Source organism: Bradyrhizobium sp. 87 (genome assembly GCF_023073015.1).
Lineage (GTDB): Bacteria > Pseudomonadota > Alphaproteobacteria > Rhizobiales > Xanthobacteraceae > Bradyrhizobium > Bradyrhizobium canariense_D.
Genome location: NZ_JADPIQ010000033.1, coordinates 1 through 15,381 on the forward strand (window position 1 = coordinate 1; position 15,381 = coordinate 15,381).

The window sequence follows — 15,381 nt, forward strand, 5'->3', positions numbered from 1 at the left end:
ACCTGGATGCGATGCTGGCGAGGTTCTCTCAGTATTCGTTCATCGAGTGGATTGATCTCTACGAGCTGATCGACGAGCCGGACAAGACTGGTCCCGATGCTCGGTTCGGGCTGATGTTCAATCTGTCGACCCCGAAGCCGCTCATGTCGACGGTTGACAAGTATACGGGTGGACCCCAATAGGCCCCACCCGCACCAGCACCGACACCAGCTCCCGTATCGCCTCCGGCGCCGACCTATCCGTGTCCTACCGATGCTCCTGCGTACGGGGCATCGGTCATTTCGTTTTCCTGTCGATCACCCTCATCGCTTCAGCAACCTCAATGACCGCAACCGCGCATCCGGCATCGGCCTGTTCAATGCCGGTCGCCAGCTTGGCTGGTCTCATGGGAGCAACCCTGCTCCACAGATCGATCGACGATACCCGACCTGTCGACTTGGAAGCTCGCGGTTCAGAGCGGAACGCTCATTGATCAACGCTCTTTGGCCTGTGAACGACCAATCCGTCCTTCACGCGCTCCGCGAATGTCTCCCCAGACTTCGCTTGTTCAGCAAAGGCCACAATGCTTGCTTCCGTTTCGGCGATCTGGGTCTTCATTGTTCGGGGCGCGCGGACCATCCGCCGCCATGCGCCTGATGCGGTCGATTTCTTCGACTGTCTGAGCCTGCACCTCATCGGATAGAACGTCAGGGGGCGGCAATGCGCAGAGCTTCTCGAACTGATCGCTTTCGCTCTGGAGCACGATCGACGAGTAGTCGGAAAATACGATGAGGGAATCGACCATCTCGTCGGTCTCGTCTAGGATCAAAACTCACGCACCCGGCGAGCCTTTGGATCATATTCTGTGGCGGCCGCCGACGAGGATTCTGATTCGACATCCAGGCTATGATCCAATGAAGATGATACAGGCTTAGCTCGCTGTTCCGGTGTCGTTCGAGAAGGCCGTTCGATAAAGCTCCTCAATCTTCGCGACTTCGTCTGGCGTTAATTGGGAGAATTCGTTGTCACGGGCGCGCTTTGAGAGTCGCCCTTCATTCTGTTGCAAGAATAAGAGATTGTTGAGGGTGCGCTCCGGCAAGTCCATCATATTTTCGACGCCCGCTCGGAATGCATCGAAGCTCCGCAAGAACCGGATTTCCTTCGGAAGATCCTGTTCGATGGTCCTCTGCACGCATTCGTACAGAAACTCCGCGTGCGGCGTTGCATCGAAAAATCGGTAAACGTCAGCCCTATCATTCAGGACCTTGACGTTGCCCTGTGGAGTAGGGTCCATTGGACGCATGGAAGCAATCTACTCGAAGCTTTCTAATACGTCCTTGTATTCGGCGGTTTTGTCTTAGGACGGCGGCTGAAAACCGGAAAGTGGATGCCGGCGGATTGAATCCGTCGTGCCAGGTGAGGCCATTGCCGTCCTCGAATGGATGGATGTAGACGAACCCGAAGGCCAGCACGGCGGCAGCCACGACGGGGTCAAGCTTAATTGACGAGGCCTGGTCGAACGCGATCAATCCGTGGACGAGGGAGGCGATATCTTCGTGATGGCGCGCTGATATGGTCCGGAATGGGTCTCTGCGTCTCGTGGTCATGCTCACCGATGAAACCGCCTTCCTGCCGAAAGCCGAGCTTCACGAAACGCTCATCCACCGATGACAATGCGGTGCAGGCGCAAGAACACCGTCTCATCGAGCGGCGTCCATCCTGCTTCGCCGATGACCTTATCCCACCGCTGGATAAGATCCTGCGGCGGCTCTCGCCTTCGATGACGCAGCTCGATCTTGACTCCTTGAGGAGAAGGTTTAATTGCGCGGGCCCGCCGCAACGCCCTGGCCAGGGGGCCTGGCTCGGAACGCCGGCGCGCCCGTCAGGAGGCGCAGCCGGCCCTCGGGACGCACGGCGGCCTCCAGAATGGCGCACATTTCCGCTTCCGCGCTGCGATTGTGCTACGCCGGCGGATTTTCCCCTCGTAGGCAGCACCATTCTCAAGCGCGATCGTGCTGCACGACCGGGTCCACGAAGGTGATGTGCAACGTGATCGGCCCTCTGGAACCGTCGAGCAACACGCGAAGCCTGCTGCGCGTAGCACCGAACCCGAGAACGACTCCTTGCTTGCCGCTCAGACGCGGTCCAGCCGCTTCGCAAACGACTACACGCTCACCTACGGTCCAGTCGTGGAGCGTACTTTCACTGGCACATGTCACTTTGAGTGTCCCAGGACTTTACCGGTCCCAACTCCAACCACGCCGAAAGAGACACGCAGTTAACGATCGCACATCGGGTCCCTCCGTTTCCGACACGCCTCGAAATGCTGCAAGACTCGCATAATTGCGGCCCGACGCCTAGTCGAATGTTAGAGCTCTGCCTGGCGGTTCAGGGCCGGACTGGATCCACCAGTTGGAGTACGAACCTCCCGAATGCTGGTCTACTTTGAATTGGAGGATCCTTTTTGCAGTGGCGTTTATCCATTGGTCTAGGAGGGGCCTAACGGGCGTGTGGCGCGGAAACTGGACCGGCTGATGATCGAGCGCGGCAAGCCCAGGATGGTGGTCAGCGATAACGGCAGCGAACTCACCAGCAACGCCATCCTGGTGTGGGCCGACCAAAGCCGTGTCGAATGGCACGACATCGCGCCGGGCAAACCCATGCAGAACGCCTTCGGCTGTGGGATGAGCTGTTGAACGAGACGTTGTTCACGTCACTGGCACAAGCCCGCGTCACACTTGGAAGTTGGCGGGCCGATTACAACGACACAAGACCACACTCGCAGCTCGGATGGAGAACCCCGTCCGAGTTCGCGATGACCTGCCACCCGCGCCGGGATCTGGCGCTGCGCTATGCCGAAGGCTCCGCGCCAGCTCCCGTCGCTGCCACCGCCCAACCGGGCAAATCCAACGGCACGGCCGAACTCAGGATTGGATAAAACCTGGGGGCAAGGTCAGGCGCTCTCAGGGCAATGAGCGTTCTGTCCACCGTCGCGACGATATCCGCGACCGTGCTGTGGTCGGCATCGCGGTGGTGCTGTTCACGACGCATGACCATTCGGAGGTTGCGCCACGTTCTCCGATGCCGCGATCGGACTGACAGTCTTACGCTGCTGAGCATGGACAGGAGGACTTCATCTTAATAAAACTGGGAGTTTAATACTTCTGCGGCGGGTCCACAATTGTGACGCTTCGCTCTGACGAGAATATTGTGTGATTTGAATCCACGGCTACGATGTCGCGGTATTTTGTTATCGACCAATATGGACCGTACGGGCTGCCTTCGCAATAATGGACGGGATCTTCCCTTCGCAGCCGCTCGAAACAAGTCCAAACGGTATCACCTTCAAAACGCTTGGGCTCGCTTACATCAAGACGGCTCAGCGGGATGTCAGCCTCCTCGCAAACGTTCTCTGCCGATAAGGCTGTCATGATTGTCTCGCGGACATTGGCGTGAAATTTTGAAAGATCGGCTCATGCGCTATTTTGCACTCGCATGGAAGCTCGGTCGAAACACAACGAGCTGGGCCCTACAGTAACAATGGGTGACGGATGTCATGGCTCGGCTTCGCGAGAGCTCTCTGAAATTATCTTACGGCCGAAGTTACTTGGGAACTTGGTTCGGCCCCCGTCGATAAAGAAAAGTGGAAAGGCGAGCGAAGCTCCCCTATCAAGATTGGGGAGGCGCGCGAACTCGCTTTGTGGTAGTCAACATCAGGACGCAAGCACTCGCCGCGATGGCACCCAGCGGCACGCCCGGTTGCCACTCGACTACTTATATTACGCGAGCAGATGGCACCCTAATCACGGTAGGGACTAAGAAGAGAGCGCGGTGTGCCAAGGACACTCGTTTTCCTTCACTCGCGATGCGGGCTTTCTTAGAATGAATGAACAGGAGACCAAACCGGCGATCGTGCGCGAGCCGGACGAAGAGTAAACTAACCTGGGCGTTCACAACTGGCACTAAAGTATCCTCCATGCGCTGGAATAGAAGAGAATTGGCACAGCTGGAAAACCTCTGGGCCGCGGGACAGAGTGCCGCGCAGATCGCGCGTCATCTCGAGTGCAGTCGCAACGCAGTTTGCGGCAGGCTAGCTCGGTTGGGCCTCACTCGAAGTCACAAGCCACCAACAGCAAAACCCAAGATTAGACCCGCCCCGAAGCGAGGGCCGACGGCGATGGCGGCTGGTCGCGACTTCGTCGGAAAGAAGCTGTCGCAAAAGGCGCTAGATAGCCAGCCTCAGGAAATGAGCAAGCGGCAGCTTTACGCGATGCTAGCTGAGGCAGTCAGGAATACCGCGTAGAGCTATCAGGCGCGCCGCGATCTCCCGGGCCTATGCGCCGGATGGTCCATTCGGACGATTTGCTTGTTGGTTTGCGCGCTTTGTGGCTATGGGACGAACAGTGGCGTCGAGTAGACTGTTCGCGGCGGAGGCTCGATCGTAGGTCAATTCATTCAATCTCAAGAGGCTGGATGCTCTGAATTAGAAGAAGAATGCGTTCTGGTTCTTGAGCCTCGGTTTCGGCTATGCGTCTTCGGGGAAGCGCCCGACGTCCTGGTTTGCGCCGGTGTTTGGAACTTTCTGCACACGCCTGCCCGACGAAATACACGAGCTCGGGTGAAGCCGCTTGACCGTGAGCCTGTCCGGATGGAACCTCCGACAGGTACCGCCCCGGCGTCGGTGACAAGCTCAGCCTTGGAGCAACTTCACGGACCGCCGAGCTCTCGAGATATTGTCCGACCTCAGTCGAAGAAATAGACCCCTGCAGTGCCCAGGCACAAGACGACCACCACCCACCATAGGTGCCTTGACGATCTGTGCAAAACCGGTGGCAAGTCTGAAACGGCTGTTCAATTGCATCGATCACTTCTCGCTCGCCTACCCGGTCATTACTTTTTCCATACCAACTCGAGAACAGACTCACGCCAACAGCCGTGGCGCCGCGCGACACCGACGATCCGCGCATTGGTGAAGTCGACTACGTACCGGGATGTCCCCGAGCCGGCGCAGGATCCCTCGGTGGATGGGGAATACGCCAGGCAGAAGTCAACTACCAAACCTGGTCAGTTGCTGAAGATTGCGAGGCGACGTATCAATTTTGATCGATGAACCTCTCACGAGTCAGGTCGTGGAGCAGTTCCAGCTCTAGCAGCGTCAACCCCCGGTGGATGTCTCGTTGGCGAACGTCGGAGATTCGCGAAGCGGAGTTGAATCTGGGGCCCCGCCGTGGCCGTGTTGATTCGAGTATCTCGCCTGCAGCAGTTGTTCTCTGTCTTCGAGAGGAACGGCTTGCTATCCCACACCGCGTTTCGTCAGCAGATCGGCCGTCACGCAAGCTTCCAATTGTCTAGCGACATTCCGGATACTATCGGCAAAAAGGAATGCAAAAGACTTCGCTTGCGACCACAAACTTCGTAAACATAGGATAACAATCGTTGCAGACCTCGGTCCTGGAAAAGTATTGCGATGCTCGCCTTCCTTGGTACACCATTTATCCAACTGTAGCCCAGTTCTCCACGGTGGTCGGCGCCGAAGCCTGTGAGAAATGGCTGCAGCGCCTGCCGGTTAATGAGTCCGTGTCGCTCTATTTCCACGTTCCGTTCTGTCGATCGATTTGCTGGTATTGCGGCTTCGCTCGAAGCATCACTCGCCGGGATTCACCCATCCTAGAATATTTGGCGGTTCTTCGTAAGGAGATCGAGTTGGTCGGGGCGCAGGTGCCGCAACGGCTGCCTGTGAGCGACGTGCACTTCGGCGGTGGAACGCCGACCCTCATCGAGCCCGCGCAGTTCGGGGCGCTGATGGAACTTCTGCGCCGCCGCTTTGCGGTTTCGAAAACGGCCGCCATCGCTGTTGAGATCGACCCGCGCACGTTCACGCTCGCCACATCCGAAGCGTTAGCGGCTGCCGGCGTGAACCGGGCGAGCCTGGGCGTCCAGAGCTTCGATCCAATTGTTCAAAAGGCCATTAACCGCGTTCAGAGTGAGGCACAAACAGAGCGCGCTGTCGAAATGCTGCGGCAGCATGGAGTAATCCGCATCAACTTCGACCTCATCTACGGTCTGCCAAATCAGACGGTGCAGTCCTGCGTTCAGACCGCGACTACGGCGGTGGCCATGCGACCAGACCGGCTTGCGGTATTTGGCTACGCGCACGTTCCTTCCTTTAAGAAGAATCAGCGCCTGATCGACGAGGCAACGCTGCCAGACAGCCCTGCCCGTGCAGAACAGGCCGCGGCGATGGCCAATACACTGATTGCTGCGGGCTACCGCCAAATCGGACTCGACCATTTCGCCTTGCCGGACGATGAGCTCACGCTGGCGCAGAAAGCCGGTCGCCTGCGGCGGAACTCACTGGGTTACTCGGCCGACACCCGCCATAAAGTCATCGGCTTTGGCCCGTCGGCCATCGGCCGCCTTGGCGACGGTTACGTCCAGAACGAAGTTGAAGCGGGTTCTTACAGCGACCAAATCAAGGCCAGCCGTCTGGCGACGGCAAAGGGCTACTGTCTCAGCCTCGAAGACCGCGTCCGGGCCGCAATCATCGAGCGGCTGATGTGCGATTTCGAAGTCGACGTGCCGGCAATCTGCATTACTCATGGATTTGACCCGGTCCCTTTCCTCGGTTCATCCGAACGCTTGGCAATGCTCGCCGAGGATGGGATCGTGGAGGTGGAAAAGGGATTCATCCGCGTGAGGCAGGAGCATCGTTTTCTAACTCGCGCTGTGGCCGCCGCATTCGATGCTTATCTTGGCGCGCCGCTCTGCTAAGACCAGCCAAGGAGCGCTGATCGTATGAATGCATCACCTTCCGTTATGGGCCCAGAAGCCCGGGTAACGATTTTCGCTCATCTGGTGCACTCACGTACAGCGCCAAATTCGTAAACGACGCCGTGCGCAGCTGCGCGACGAGAGCCGACCCGGCCCTACCGCGAAGACGGCTAGGCGAGTTGCTGCCGGGAATTGGACGCCCCCGACTGCAACGCAGTCCGCTCAAGCGGCGTGACCGACAAAGTTCATCACATCACCACCATTGCCCGTGTGGCCGCGGACCTCGACCAGGACGACGACTGGCTGCGGGAGGCCGCCAACAAAATGGCGATCGAGGACGGCTTCATCTGGGTCTAGCGCGCCGGAGAAGATGAGATCTAGGCGTTCAGCGACTTCGGTATCGAAAACCTGATCAAGCTCGTCCGGATGTACGAGGATATTTCGACCTCCTCAAGCGCTGGCAGCTCGGGATACCGCAATCAGCCTGCGGTCTACGCTGGATACGAACTCCCAGCAAAGAGGAGCGCTTCGTGGTGATGCACGACGGATCCTATTGATGTGCATGGTCGCCGCTCGACCGGGATCGCTACGGACCGCTGCGTGCAATCCAGAGCAGCAGCTGGCGACGCGATGAGCTAGACCAAAGAGCACAAAAGGACCAGCGCCGGCGCGACACGGCGCCAACGATAATCGAGCACCACAGTTAGAACCGGATCCCGCGGGATCGAAACAAGTTTCCGTAAGAGCCTCGCGCAACCGAAATCGAAGCGACCTTCCCGAATAGCACCACTCGATGCTGCCATACCGGAGTTCGTCCCTGACGCCGGGACGGTCTCGCGCCGAGCGGCACGATACCTACGATTCGCACAGCGAGGCCGACGTCCCGCGCCCGGTCAACCTACCAAACCTAGCAATTGATGGAGATGACGGACACATGCCAGTCAGTGCCGGTGAAACTCGCTCGGGCCACATCAAGGACGAAGTCGCGATGCGATATAGATTCGGTAAATCCAATCGAGCTGATGGATGTTCTGTCTGGTCCCGCAGCTATCAAAACGCCTCCAATCGCGCTCTCCACCTTCCCATGAGAGCCAATCAAGGCCTCGTGCCGGCCTCAGCGAGCTTACGGGCGTCAAAAGATGTTAGCCCCTTCTGCCCGCCTGTGCTTCATCCCATGGACCGAGCTGCAGGCGTTTCTAGGGTCCGGCGTGTCCTTATGCGAGCTCAGCTACTGGCGGGGCTCTCTGTTGAAGAACATCCTCGTGGCAGCGGATTTGTCGCGAGACTCCCTGGGCTCCGTGCGCTGGCCGCCAATCTCTTGCCAGCGAACGTCACATCGAGCAGGCCACTCTCCGACTCGACACGGTGCAGCAGATGCTTGCACTCGATTAGCGATCGAGCGGCTGGGTTGCGCCGCGCTGGGTACCACCAGGTTGGCCACGCTGCGCCAGCAGTGGTGATAGCACGGAAGGCTGGGCGGGTCTCGTTGGCATAAAGATGCCGCCTGGCCTCAAGCGTCACCTACATCGCCTTGAGCGCTAGGATCGCGAACCGGCCTAGGCCGTCAGGTGGACGTGCACCTTATTCAAATCGACGGACGTGGAAATCACGATGCATTGTTGCGGTATAGCGCCAGTATCCATGCGGGCATACTCGGCTGGCGCAGTTGCTTTCATCTCTCGACCAAGTGCGAAGCCAAGAGGGCGTATTCTCCTTTCCCTGATAGCTAGTCTCGCCTGCAGTTCGGCGGAGGCAGAACCTCGTGATATCTCTGGCCCTAGAAGTCACAGCCCCGATGAGCTCGCCGAGGCAAGAAGCCAAACAATCTCGAATCCGGCTGTAACCTTCCGAAGCGGCAGGCCCAAAGGAGCAGCGCGCCTTTCTGGAAACTCGCTGCCAAAAGCAGCTAGGTCTACCACAACGGGCGATAGTGCGGAGGTCACCGCCAAGAGCAGAAGTCAAAAGCAGAATGACCCATTCGCAAAATTCGAGAAGCTCCGCGAAAAAGGTGCGGCGTTCACTGGTCCTGGTCCTGCGGACACCGTAGATCAGGATACAGCTTCTGTCAGATCCGAGCTTTCGGATCTCGGGATTGGATTCGCTGGCTGGACCCTAAACACGTTTATCAACAATCAACTCGGTAATGCGGCCAGAAGCACCATCGCCAATCAACAATATGTCGGCCAGAATCCGACATTTAGTACGGTCAACTCTATGATCGTGACCTATGACCTCGCTCGGTTTGGAATTCCCGACGGTCAGATCGTCGTGGGAGCCGAGCATCAATATTGGACATGGAAGAGCGCCGGGCCAGACCGACTGGGAATCAATGCAGTTTCCTACTATCAAACATTGTTCGAAAGGAAGATCGAACTCAAAGTGGGTTACCTCAGGAACCAACATGAGTTTGCGGGTGCCGGAGAAAAAGTTTTTGGACCCTCGTCGAAGATGCTGTTCCAAGCAGGCATGAGCAACAATTGGGCGCCAACGCCGGCTCTTAATCTGAAATACAATTTTGACGATCGCTTATATAACAAGCTCTCAATCCAGCGCTCGCTTAGTCCGGCCGGTCAATATGCGCATGTAAGCGAAAATCCCACTGGCTTGAACTGGAGCACGCGCGACGCGGGCATTCTTTTGCTTGATGAAGTTTGCTATAAGAACAAGCCTACTCCCGGCGTACCCGAGACTTGGCTGCGGGCTGGCGTGGGCTTTAACAACAGCAGCTACACGGACCTACAGCATCCGACGCAACCGACGGCCAAGGCGAACAGCGTCTACTATGTAGCTGCGGATAGGCAATTCTGGCAGTCTGCCGTCCATGGCTCGGCATCTCGCGGAATCTATGGCGGGTTCTCTGTGATGTACGCTCCGCCTGACCTAAATAGGGCTAGTCAGTACTACGAGCTTCGCCTGTATGCGAAGGGCCTGTTTGACAGCCGGCCCACTGATCAGATGAGTCTTGTTGTCAACAACACCATCTGGAGCCATTTCGCGGTGGACGCTGCATTGGCGAAAGAGCAGCTGGCGCACCGGGACAGCACAGCAATTTCGGGACTGTATACGGCGCATCTGGCGCCCGGGATATATACTACCGTAGGACTGACGTACATCAATCACCCGACAAGCATTACCTACACGCCGCAAACAGGACACGCCCTGAATATCTTGGTATCTACGTCGGTATTCTTCTAGGCTCTGAGGACTGCGCGGAGCGGCATGTAGTCGATGTCCCACTCGCCCTTTTCAACGGTATGGGCCACCCATCACGGCGATTTTGGTATCCGCTTTGCTCCTGACGCGAAGCCGGGTACCGCGTAAATTGAGCCTTGATATCCAACGTAGCATGCTGTTGGGAATGGTAGGTTAGAGCCTTTGCTGCTTCGGTCTACGAGCGATAGGCCGACGTCGTACTTGCGCAAGAGCTATACCCTCCGGCCGCGGAATGATCTCCCATGCTCATTTGTTCAATCGAGTGCTGAGCTTGCGGCAGCGACATTGCTTTCGGATGATTGCTGGTGCAGCTCGTCAGAATCGCGCCCGAGCTCGTACTCTGCCATGACAGGCCGAAATCGTGCCCTCGGAGCTTAGTTCACGCCGAAGAGGTGTGGCAAGCGGAACCGCGACACAGATGCCAAAGCTACCCAACTACGGTAATCGCTGTATCTGTCCGACGGTCGTGGCGCTGGCCGAATGGCAATGCGCGAGGTCGACGGACACGTGCCCCCCCTTCGGCGGCAAATCGACCGGACGCGGCCGGATGACTTGCGCCACTCGAATGCTGACTCATTTTCGTCGGTCGAGACGAGCTTTAGCATCTTACTCCAGCAAGGAGGTCGCCTCCCGAGTCTGCGGCGCGTTAGCCTCCCATCCAATTGCGCGTGGCGTTCTGCTGGGTTCACTTCTCTTCTCAAACATCTATTCGCGCGAACATGCGATAAGAGCAGTGCATGATTGGTGAATTTTGCCGAGCCTTGCTAGGCAACCTTCGTGGACGGGTGCTTCGTCGTCTTGAGGCGCGTTACACTGCTTCGACCGTCGACGCTGACGGGCGCGTCACCATCGATTGTGGCACGATGAACGACGCGATGCTGGTCACCGTAATCGTTGACCGCATAATGCTGCGTTGCGCGGTTATCCCAGATCGCGACATCGCCTTCTTTCCAGCTCCAACGTACGGTGTTTTCGGGTGCCGTGATATGAGACTGGAATAGATCAAACAGCTTCTGACCGTCGCGTTTTGGGATATCAATAAACCTTTGCACCAGATCGCCGAGCACCAGGGCGCGCTCGCTGGTCTCGGGATGTACACGGACCACCGGGTGCTCCGTCTCATAGATCGTTTTGGTAAAGACCTCATCAAAATGCTTCTGGTCGATTTCGCGAACACGGCAGGTCCCAGCGTAGTCGAAGGCGTTGCTGTGAACGGTCCAGAGTTCGTCGGCAAGCCGTTGGAGCGGCCGCGGCAGATCCAGATAGGCGGCCACAGCGTTCGACCAAATCGTATCGCCACCGGACGATGGGACCACAATGGCTCGCAGCACCGCAAGTCTAGGATACGCCGCGAGAAAGGTTCCATCGGCGTGCCATACATCGGCCCGGCTACCTCCGCGCGCGGAATCAAGCTCGATGATCGAGGCCGTTCCATTGACCGTACCGAGTGTCGGATGCGGCACCAGCCTTCCCAATCTACCAGCAAATCGCTCCTGCTCCGCGTCATCAAGATGCCCCTGATCGCGGAAGAAGATCACCTTGTGTTCGAGCAGCAAGCCCGTGATCTCAGCGATGGTTTGGCTCGGTAAATCACCCGAGAGCTTAATATTTCCGATTTCAACACCGATGCGCGCTGCGCGCTTGACGACGTCGGTCAGTGGAATGACCCTCTCGGTCGAAGCCGTTTGTTTCATTGCGAATATTTCCAAGCTTTGCGGATTCTTCAAGCGGACTAGGGCGCGTGTGACTAGCTTTCGGAGGCGAGCCTCGCGCTACGGGTACTCTCGAGCAAGCACCATGCCAGTTGGAAAACGGAGCTGTGAACGTCCGTCAGGTACGGGACCGGGTTTGAGTCGAACAGTTCGCCAGGAACTCGATGCCACCTCCCACCCTCTTTCCAACCCACCCGGGTGGGGGCGAAAGGCGTGGGGCGCATAGTCGATAGGAAATGTACCGCTCGGCACCCGAAGAGAAAGGCCATACGGTCCTGGTGCAACGTCGGGCAGCCAGCTGTGCGCGCTGTTCTCGTCCAGTATGCGCCCTCCGCCTAACAGTTTGCGGCAATCGGCCAGTCTCGAGCCGCCTCTGCGAACGACCATCACCGGCTCTCAAGGTGTCCGGGACCTGCCCTGGCCGTGATCACCGCCGAAACAGCATCGGCTGGAAATGGAAGAGGAATAGATGACCTTGGAAGAGCTCCAAACGATTGAACTACGGCTTCATCCAGGCGAAAGCCATTGATCCGCGGCACTGGGCTCGCGATGTTCTCGATGCACCGACGTCCGAGCACGGTAAGGCAGACGTTCTGCACGGTCCGGCTGGATTTGCCCAACAAGCCAAAGATATGTCCACTACCAGTCTTTACAGGTGTTTCAATGTTGTCAAAGTAGTTGCCCTCGATCAGCACTTGCACAGATGGTCCAGCATCCACTGCATGGAAGAATCCGCCGCTCTGTTGCGCATTCGTGTTGTGGAAGTAATTGTTGAGGAGATGAATAATAGCCTGGGCACCGTCAATGTGCGGCGCCCGCCCTGAGATCTCATGGAAATAGTTATTTGCGATGGTGATCGTCTGCGGGACACCAAGAAAAAGGAGATTCCAATAGTGCTCCCCGTTACAATAGGAGGAATAGGTATCGCTGCCATCGAAGTCGTTCCAGGAAATCGTAATATTCGTCGTAGGGCCAAGGCCGCCGGCAATCATCTGCCGCCCGATATTATGAAACCGGTTGTGATCGATCCAAACCAGGTCGGCTCGTGCAATTGCAATAGCATCGCCGGCAAATATCATGCCTTGATTGATATCACTGATGGTCAGGTTGCGAATAACGACGTTGCTGACCCCATTTAGGCGCAGCCCCTTCCCTTTGATTGTCGCGCTCGGGCCAACGCCGATCACCGTCTTGTTTGAGCCAATCTCCAGCGGGTGCTTGCCGGCCCTGTCGAAGCCGACCAATGTCTTCTCCTTGCCGTCGCAATGCGCATCGTTGCCATCTATAAGGAGAAGGGACTCACTTTTATACGGTGCCGAACAAGCACGACCGTATTGGCAACCCTGCCCCTCGCCTTGCCCTTCCGTACCGGTAAAGTCTATGGTTCCGGCTACCTGGATCTCGCGCGGACTATTGTCATTGCAGCGCCCGAAGCTGTACGAACGACACAACTCATACTTCAGAGCTTTGGTTGATCTGACCTGAACTACCTCGCCTCCAAGGCCGCCCGTCGCTGCAGAGCCAAAGCCATTGAGGGCTTCCGATCGCACATAGTTCGATCCGAGCACGGAAGAGACGCCGACGACGACAGCAAGTCCACCGAGGACGCGCAACGTCCGTTTGATGTGCTTCATCGTGTCCCTCATAGGCATGTGCTCTCTTTTACCCGGAAAACCCGCACGAGGACTTGAACTCTCGAACTCAAATGCTGAACTGGAATAGGCCATCAGCATCCGGCGTTAACGCCATCAGATCGTCCTCAATAAGGCAGGATCGGAATATCGGAACCATGCTACGCAACAGGTGCAGCCGCACGCTCCGCACCAGCTGTGATGGATCTGGGTAGCCATTGAGCCAATCATGGCCGATGAAAGCAGCGGTCGATGCTTCGAGAGTCCCGTCAGAGGAATGGTGTAGGGTGCAACACGTCTGGCCTAGGAGGATGGGCCGCCGCTCCTGACGTGCTGGACCGGCTGGAGGCGCTTGAGCTCTTCGGCATTTTCGCCCAGCACCAGAACGCGTGGTGCATTCGCATCCCGCGGGAAACAGATAGGCGGCGCGGCTGGGATCCTCGTAATCCTGGATTTCACGTCGGATGTTAGGCCCCTGTCTGCGATATGGGCCAGATTGGGCCCGTATGTCGCGTGCCAGACACATCGCACGGACGGACGCCTCTTATCGACTTCTTGACCGGCACTCACACGCCGCCGGAATGGCTAAGATTTCCTTGTGATATGTCCGTCCAGTGCCGGCGCGGATCTAGCACAACCAGTCACCGCCAACCTGCGACTTGCGGCGCGGCGAGCTGATGCGGCAGGGCTCAGCCGCAATTCTGGCGTCCCACTCATAGCCCTAAGGTGAAGCTGCTCATGTGCTGCAGTCATTGGCACGAAGAGCCGAATTCGTCTGCAGGCGGCGCGTGGAAGGCAACGGCTGGCCAGCGTGCAAACGCACCCTCCGATCTGCACCTGCACCTTTGACGCATCATAGGCTTACTGGCCCAAGGGCCTAGCGCGCGCGGAGGAATGAAAATACCCACCAAAACTGATCGTTTCGGTGATCCGACACGAGGCGTACCCCAGTCCGAATCATGAGTCGCCCGGCTTTCCGTCGGGCTGCCGGGGAGCTTCGTCGATGTACACGCCGCCCTCCTTCCAAGTTGTCGATATCACCGACGTTCATCGGACGATGCGCGAGGCACGCACGGCGACACTGATCACCGCTACTCACGGAGGGCTTGTTGGAACGATGCTGCCCGTAGTACTCGACGAGCGCGAAGGCTCCATGGGCACGATTTACGCCCACGTGGCGCGTGCGAACCCGCAGTGGAAGCTGACACCGGCTGGCGAGGCGATGGCCATTTTCGCTGGGCCGGAGGCCTATGTCAGCCCTTCCTGGTACGTGACCAAGCACGAGAGAGGCGAGGCCGTACCGACGTGGAACTATGTCGCTGTGCATGCCTACGGGCCGATCGAATTCTTCGATGATGCCGATCGGCTGCGAAGGGTGGTCACGCGGCTGACCGATGTGCATGAGCGCTCGGGCAAAGACCGCTGGGCGGTGTCTGACGCCCCTGCCGATTTCATCAAAACGGAGCTGAAGGGGATTGTCGGCCTGCGATTGCAAATTACACGGTTCGATGGCACGCGGAAGATGAGCCAGAACCGCAACGCGGCGGATCGCGCCGGCGTCATCGAGGGGTTATCAAAGAGCGACCGTGACGAAGACCGTCGTGTGGCTCACCTCATTGCGATGACGAACCCGAACGACGTATTGTGAACGACGCGGTACCACCTGCATTTCTCCATATCTCGACTGCTCTCCTTCTGCACAGCGATGCGCCGGCAGCGGACGGTTCCTGCTCGCGGCAGGTGCTTTTCACAGAGCAGAGAAAACCATACAGGACGCCATCGCTTGCGCGTCAGCTATTGCAACCGCCAACAGCGGCGCGCGGCCCCGAGGCCAACTCCGGAGAAGAAGAGCGGTACACCGGTTGCAATCCGACGTGCGCTTCGGGGCGCATGACAGAATGCTCTGCATTGAGATCGGATTCAAGTGGGCTGCCCCGGCTCCACGGTTATCAAAGCAAGCGGTTTCGAAACCAGTTTAGCATTACAGTTGCTTTTGTTGCGGGCTTCTGAATCCATGGGCAACCATGATTCGAATGTCGTGGGCGCGGGCCGCGTCGGTTGAGGCGACGCTTGCG

The 15,381-nt window shown here is 57.8% G+C and carries 10 protein-coding genes and 3 pseudogenes; 7 read left to right on the forward strand and 6 right to left on the reverse strand.

Annotated features, from left to right (window positions below; all coding sequences use genetic code 11):
* Positions 1-182 (forward strand): annotated as a pseudogene (locus tag IVB50_RS08725) (hypothetical protein); the annotation flags it as partial.
* A 365-nt stretch (positions 183-547) separates the two neighbouring features.
* Here IVB50_RS08725 and IVB50_RS08730 read toward each other — a convergent pair.
* The 4 genes and pseudogenes from IVB50_RS08730 to IVB50_RS08745 all read right to left on the reverse strand — a co-directional run.
* Complete coding sequence (locus tag IVB50_RS08730; protein WP_247295538.1) at positions 548-784, reverse strand: hypothetical protein; 237 nt, start codon at positions 782-784, stop codon at positions 548-550.
* A 126-nt stretch (positions 785-910) separates the two neighbouring features.
* On the reverse strand, positions 911-1,282 hold the full coding sequence (locus IVB50_RS08735; RefSeq protein ID WP_247295540.1) for a hypothetical protein: 372 nt from the start codon (positions 1,280-1,282) through the stop codon (positions 911-913).
* Complete coding sequence (locus IVB50_RS08740) at positions 1,233-1,586, reverse strand: Fic family protein (RefSeq protein WP_247295554.1); 354 nt, start codon at positions 1,584-1,586, stop codon at positions 1,233-1,235. The genes IVB50_RS08735 and IVB50_RS08740 overlap by 50 nt, the downstream gene beginning before the upstream one ends.
* Before the next feature lie 273 nt (positions 1,587-1,859).
* Positions 1,860-1,946 (reverse strand): annotated as a pseudogene (locus IVB50_RS08745) (plasmid stabilization protein); the annotation flags it as partial.
* Between the two features lie 540 nt (positions 1,947-2,486).
* On the opposite strand from IVB50_RS08745, the pseudogene IVB50_RS08750 reads away from it, so the two are divergent.
* The 5 genes and pseudogenes from IVB50_RS08750 to IVB50_RS08765 all read left to right on the forward strand — a co-directional run.
* Positions 2,487-2,917, forward strand: a pseudogene (locus IVB50_RS08750) (integrase core domain-containing protein); the annotation flags it as partial.
* 1,038 nt (positions 2,918-3,955) lie between these two features.
* Positions 3,956-4,282, forward strand: coding sequence for a GcrA family cell cycle regulator (locus IVB50_RS08755; RefSeq protein ID WP_247295542.1), 327 nt, complete (start codon positions 3,956-3,958; stop codon positions 4,280-4,282).
* A 1,133-nt stretch (positions 4,283-5,415) separates the two neighbouring features.
* A complete protein-coding gene (gene hemN / locus IVB50_RS08760; protein ID WP_247295544.1) occupies positions 5,416-6,750 on the forward strand; it encodes an oxygen-independent coproporphyrinogen III oxidase in 1,335 nt (444 codons plus the stop codon).
* Positions 6,751-6,981: 231 nt separating this feature from the next.
* The gene (locus IVB50_RS42400; RefSeq protein ID WP_256374451.1) at positions 6,982-7,107 is read left to right on the forward strand and encodes a hypothetical protein; all 126 of its coding nucleotides are present in this window, start codon (positions 6,982-6,984) and stop codon (positions 7,105-7,107) included.
* A 1,284-nt stretch (positions 7,108-8,391) separates the two neighbouring features.
* Complete coding sequence (locus tag IVB50_RS08765; protein ID WP_247295546.1) at positions 8,392-9,945, forward strand: carbohydrate porin; 1,554 nt, start codon at positions 8,392-8,394, stop codon at positions 9,943-9,945.
* Positions 9,946-10,727: 782 nt separating this feature from the next.
* Here IVB50_RS08765 and IVB50_RS08770 read toward each other — a convergent pair.
* Together IVB50_RS08770 and IVB50_RS08775 are read right to left on the reverse strand one after the other, a co-directional pair.
* Complete coding sequence (locus tag IVB50_RS08770) at positions 10,728-11,657, reverse strand: TauD/TfdA family dioxygenase (RefSeq protein WP_247295548.1); 930 nt, start codon at positions 11,655-11,657, stop codon at positions 10,728-10,730.
* Between the two features lie 404 nt (positions 11,658-12,061).
* Entirely contained in the window at positions 12,062-13,309 is a 1,248-nt protein-coding gene (locus IVB50_RS08775; RefSeq protein ID WP_247295550.1) for a right-handed parallel beta-helix repeat-containing protein, read from the reverse strand.
* Between the two features lie 1,000 nt (positions 13,310-14,309).
* On the opposite strand from IVB50_RS08775, the gene IVB50_RS08780 reads away from it, so the two are divergent.
* Positions 14,310-14,954 carry an FMN-binding negative transcriptional regulator gene (locus IVB50_RS08780; RefSeq protein WP_247295552.1) on the forward strand — a complete coding sequence of 215 codons (645 nt, stop codon included), beginning with the start codon at positions 14,310-14,312 and terminating at the stop codon, positions 14,952-14,954.
* The last annotated feature ends 427 nt before the right edge of the window (positions 14,955-15,381 follow it).

Coding starts and splice junctions, on each gene's coding strand:
- IVB50_RS08730 (WP_247295538.1), bottom strand. CDS start 784: ATGGTCGATTCCCTCATCGTATTTTCCGACTACTCGTCGATCGTGCTC.
- IVB50_RS08735 (WP_247295540.1), bottom strand. CDS start 1,282: ATGCGTCCAATGGACCCTACTCCACAGGGCAACGTCAAGGTCCTGAAT.
- IVB50_RS08740 (WP_247295554.1), bottom strand. CDS start 1,586: ATGACCACGAGACGCAGAGACCCATTCCGGACCATATCAGCGCGCCAT.
- IVB50_RS08755 (WP_247295542.1), top strand. CDS start 3,956: ATGCGCTGGAATAGAAGAGAATTGGCACAGCTGGAAAACCTCTGGGCC.
- IVB50_RS08765 (WP_247295546.1), top strand. CDS start 8,392: ATGCGGGCATACTCGGCTGGCGCAGTTGCTTTCATCTCTCGACCAAGT.
- IVB50_RS08770 (WP_247295548.1), bottom strand. CDS start 11,657: ATGAAACAAACGGCTTCGACCGAGAGGGTCATTCCACTGACCGACGTC.
- IVB50_RS08775 (WP_247295550.1), bottom strand. CDS start 13,309: ATGAAGCACATCAAACGGACGTTGCGCGTCCTCGGTGGACTTGCTGTC.
- IVB50_RS08780 (WP_247295552.1), top strand. CDS start 14,310: ATGTACACGCCGCCCTCCTTCCAAGTTGTCGATATCACCGACGTTCAT.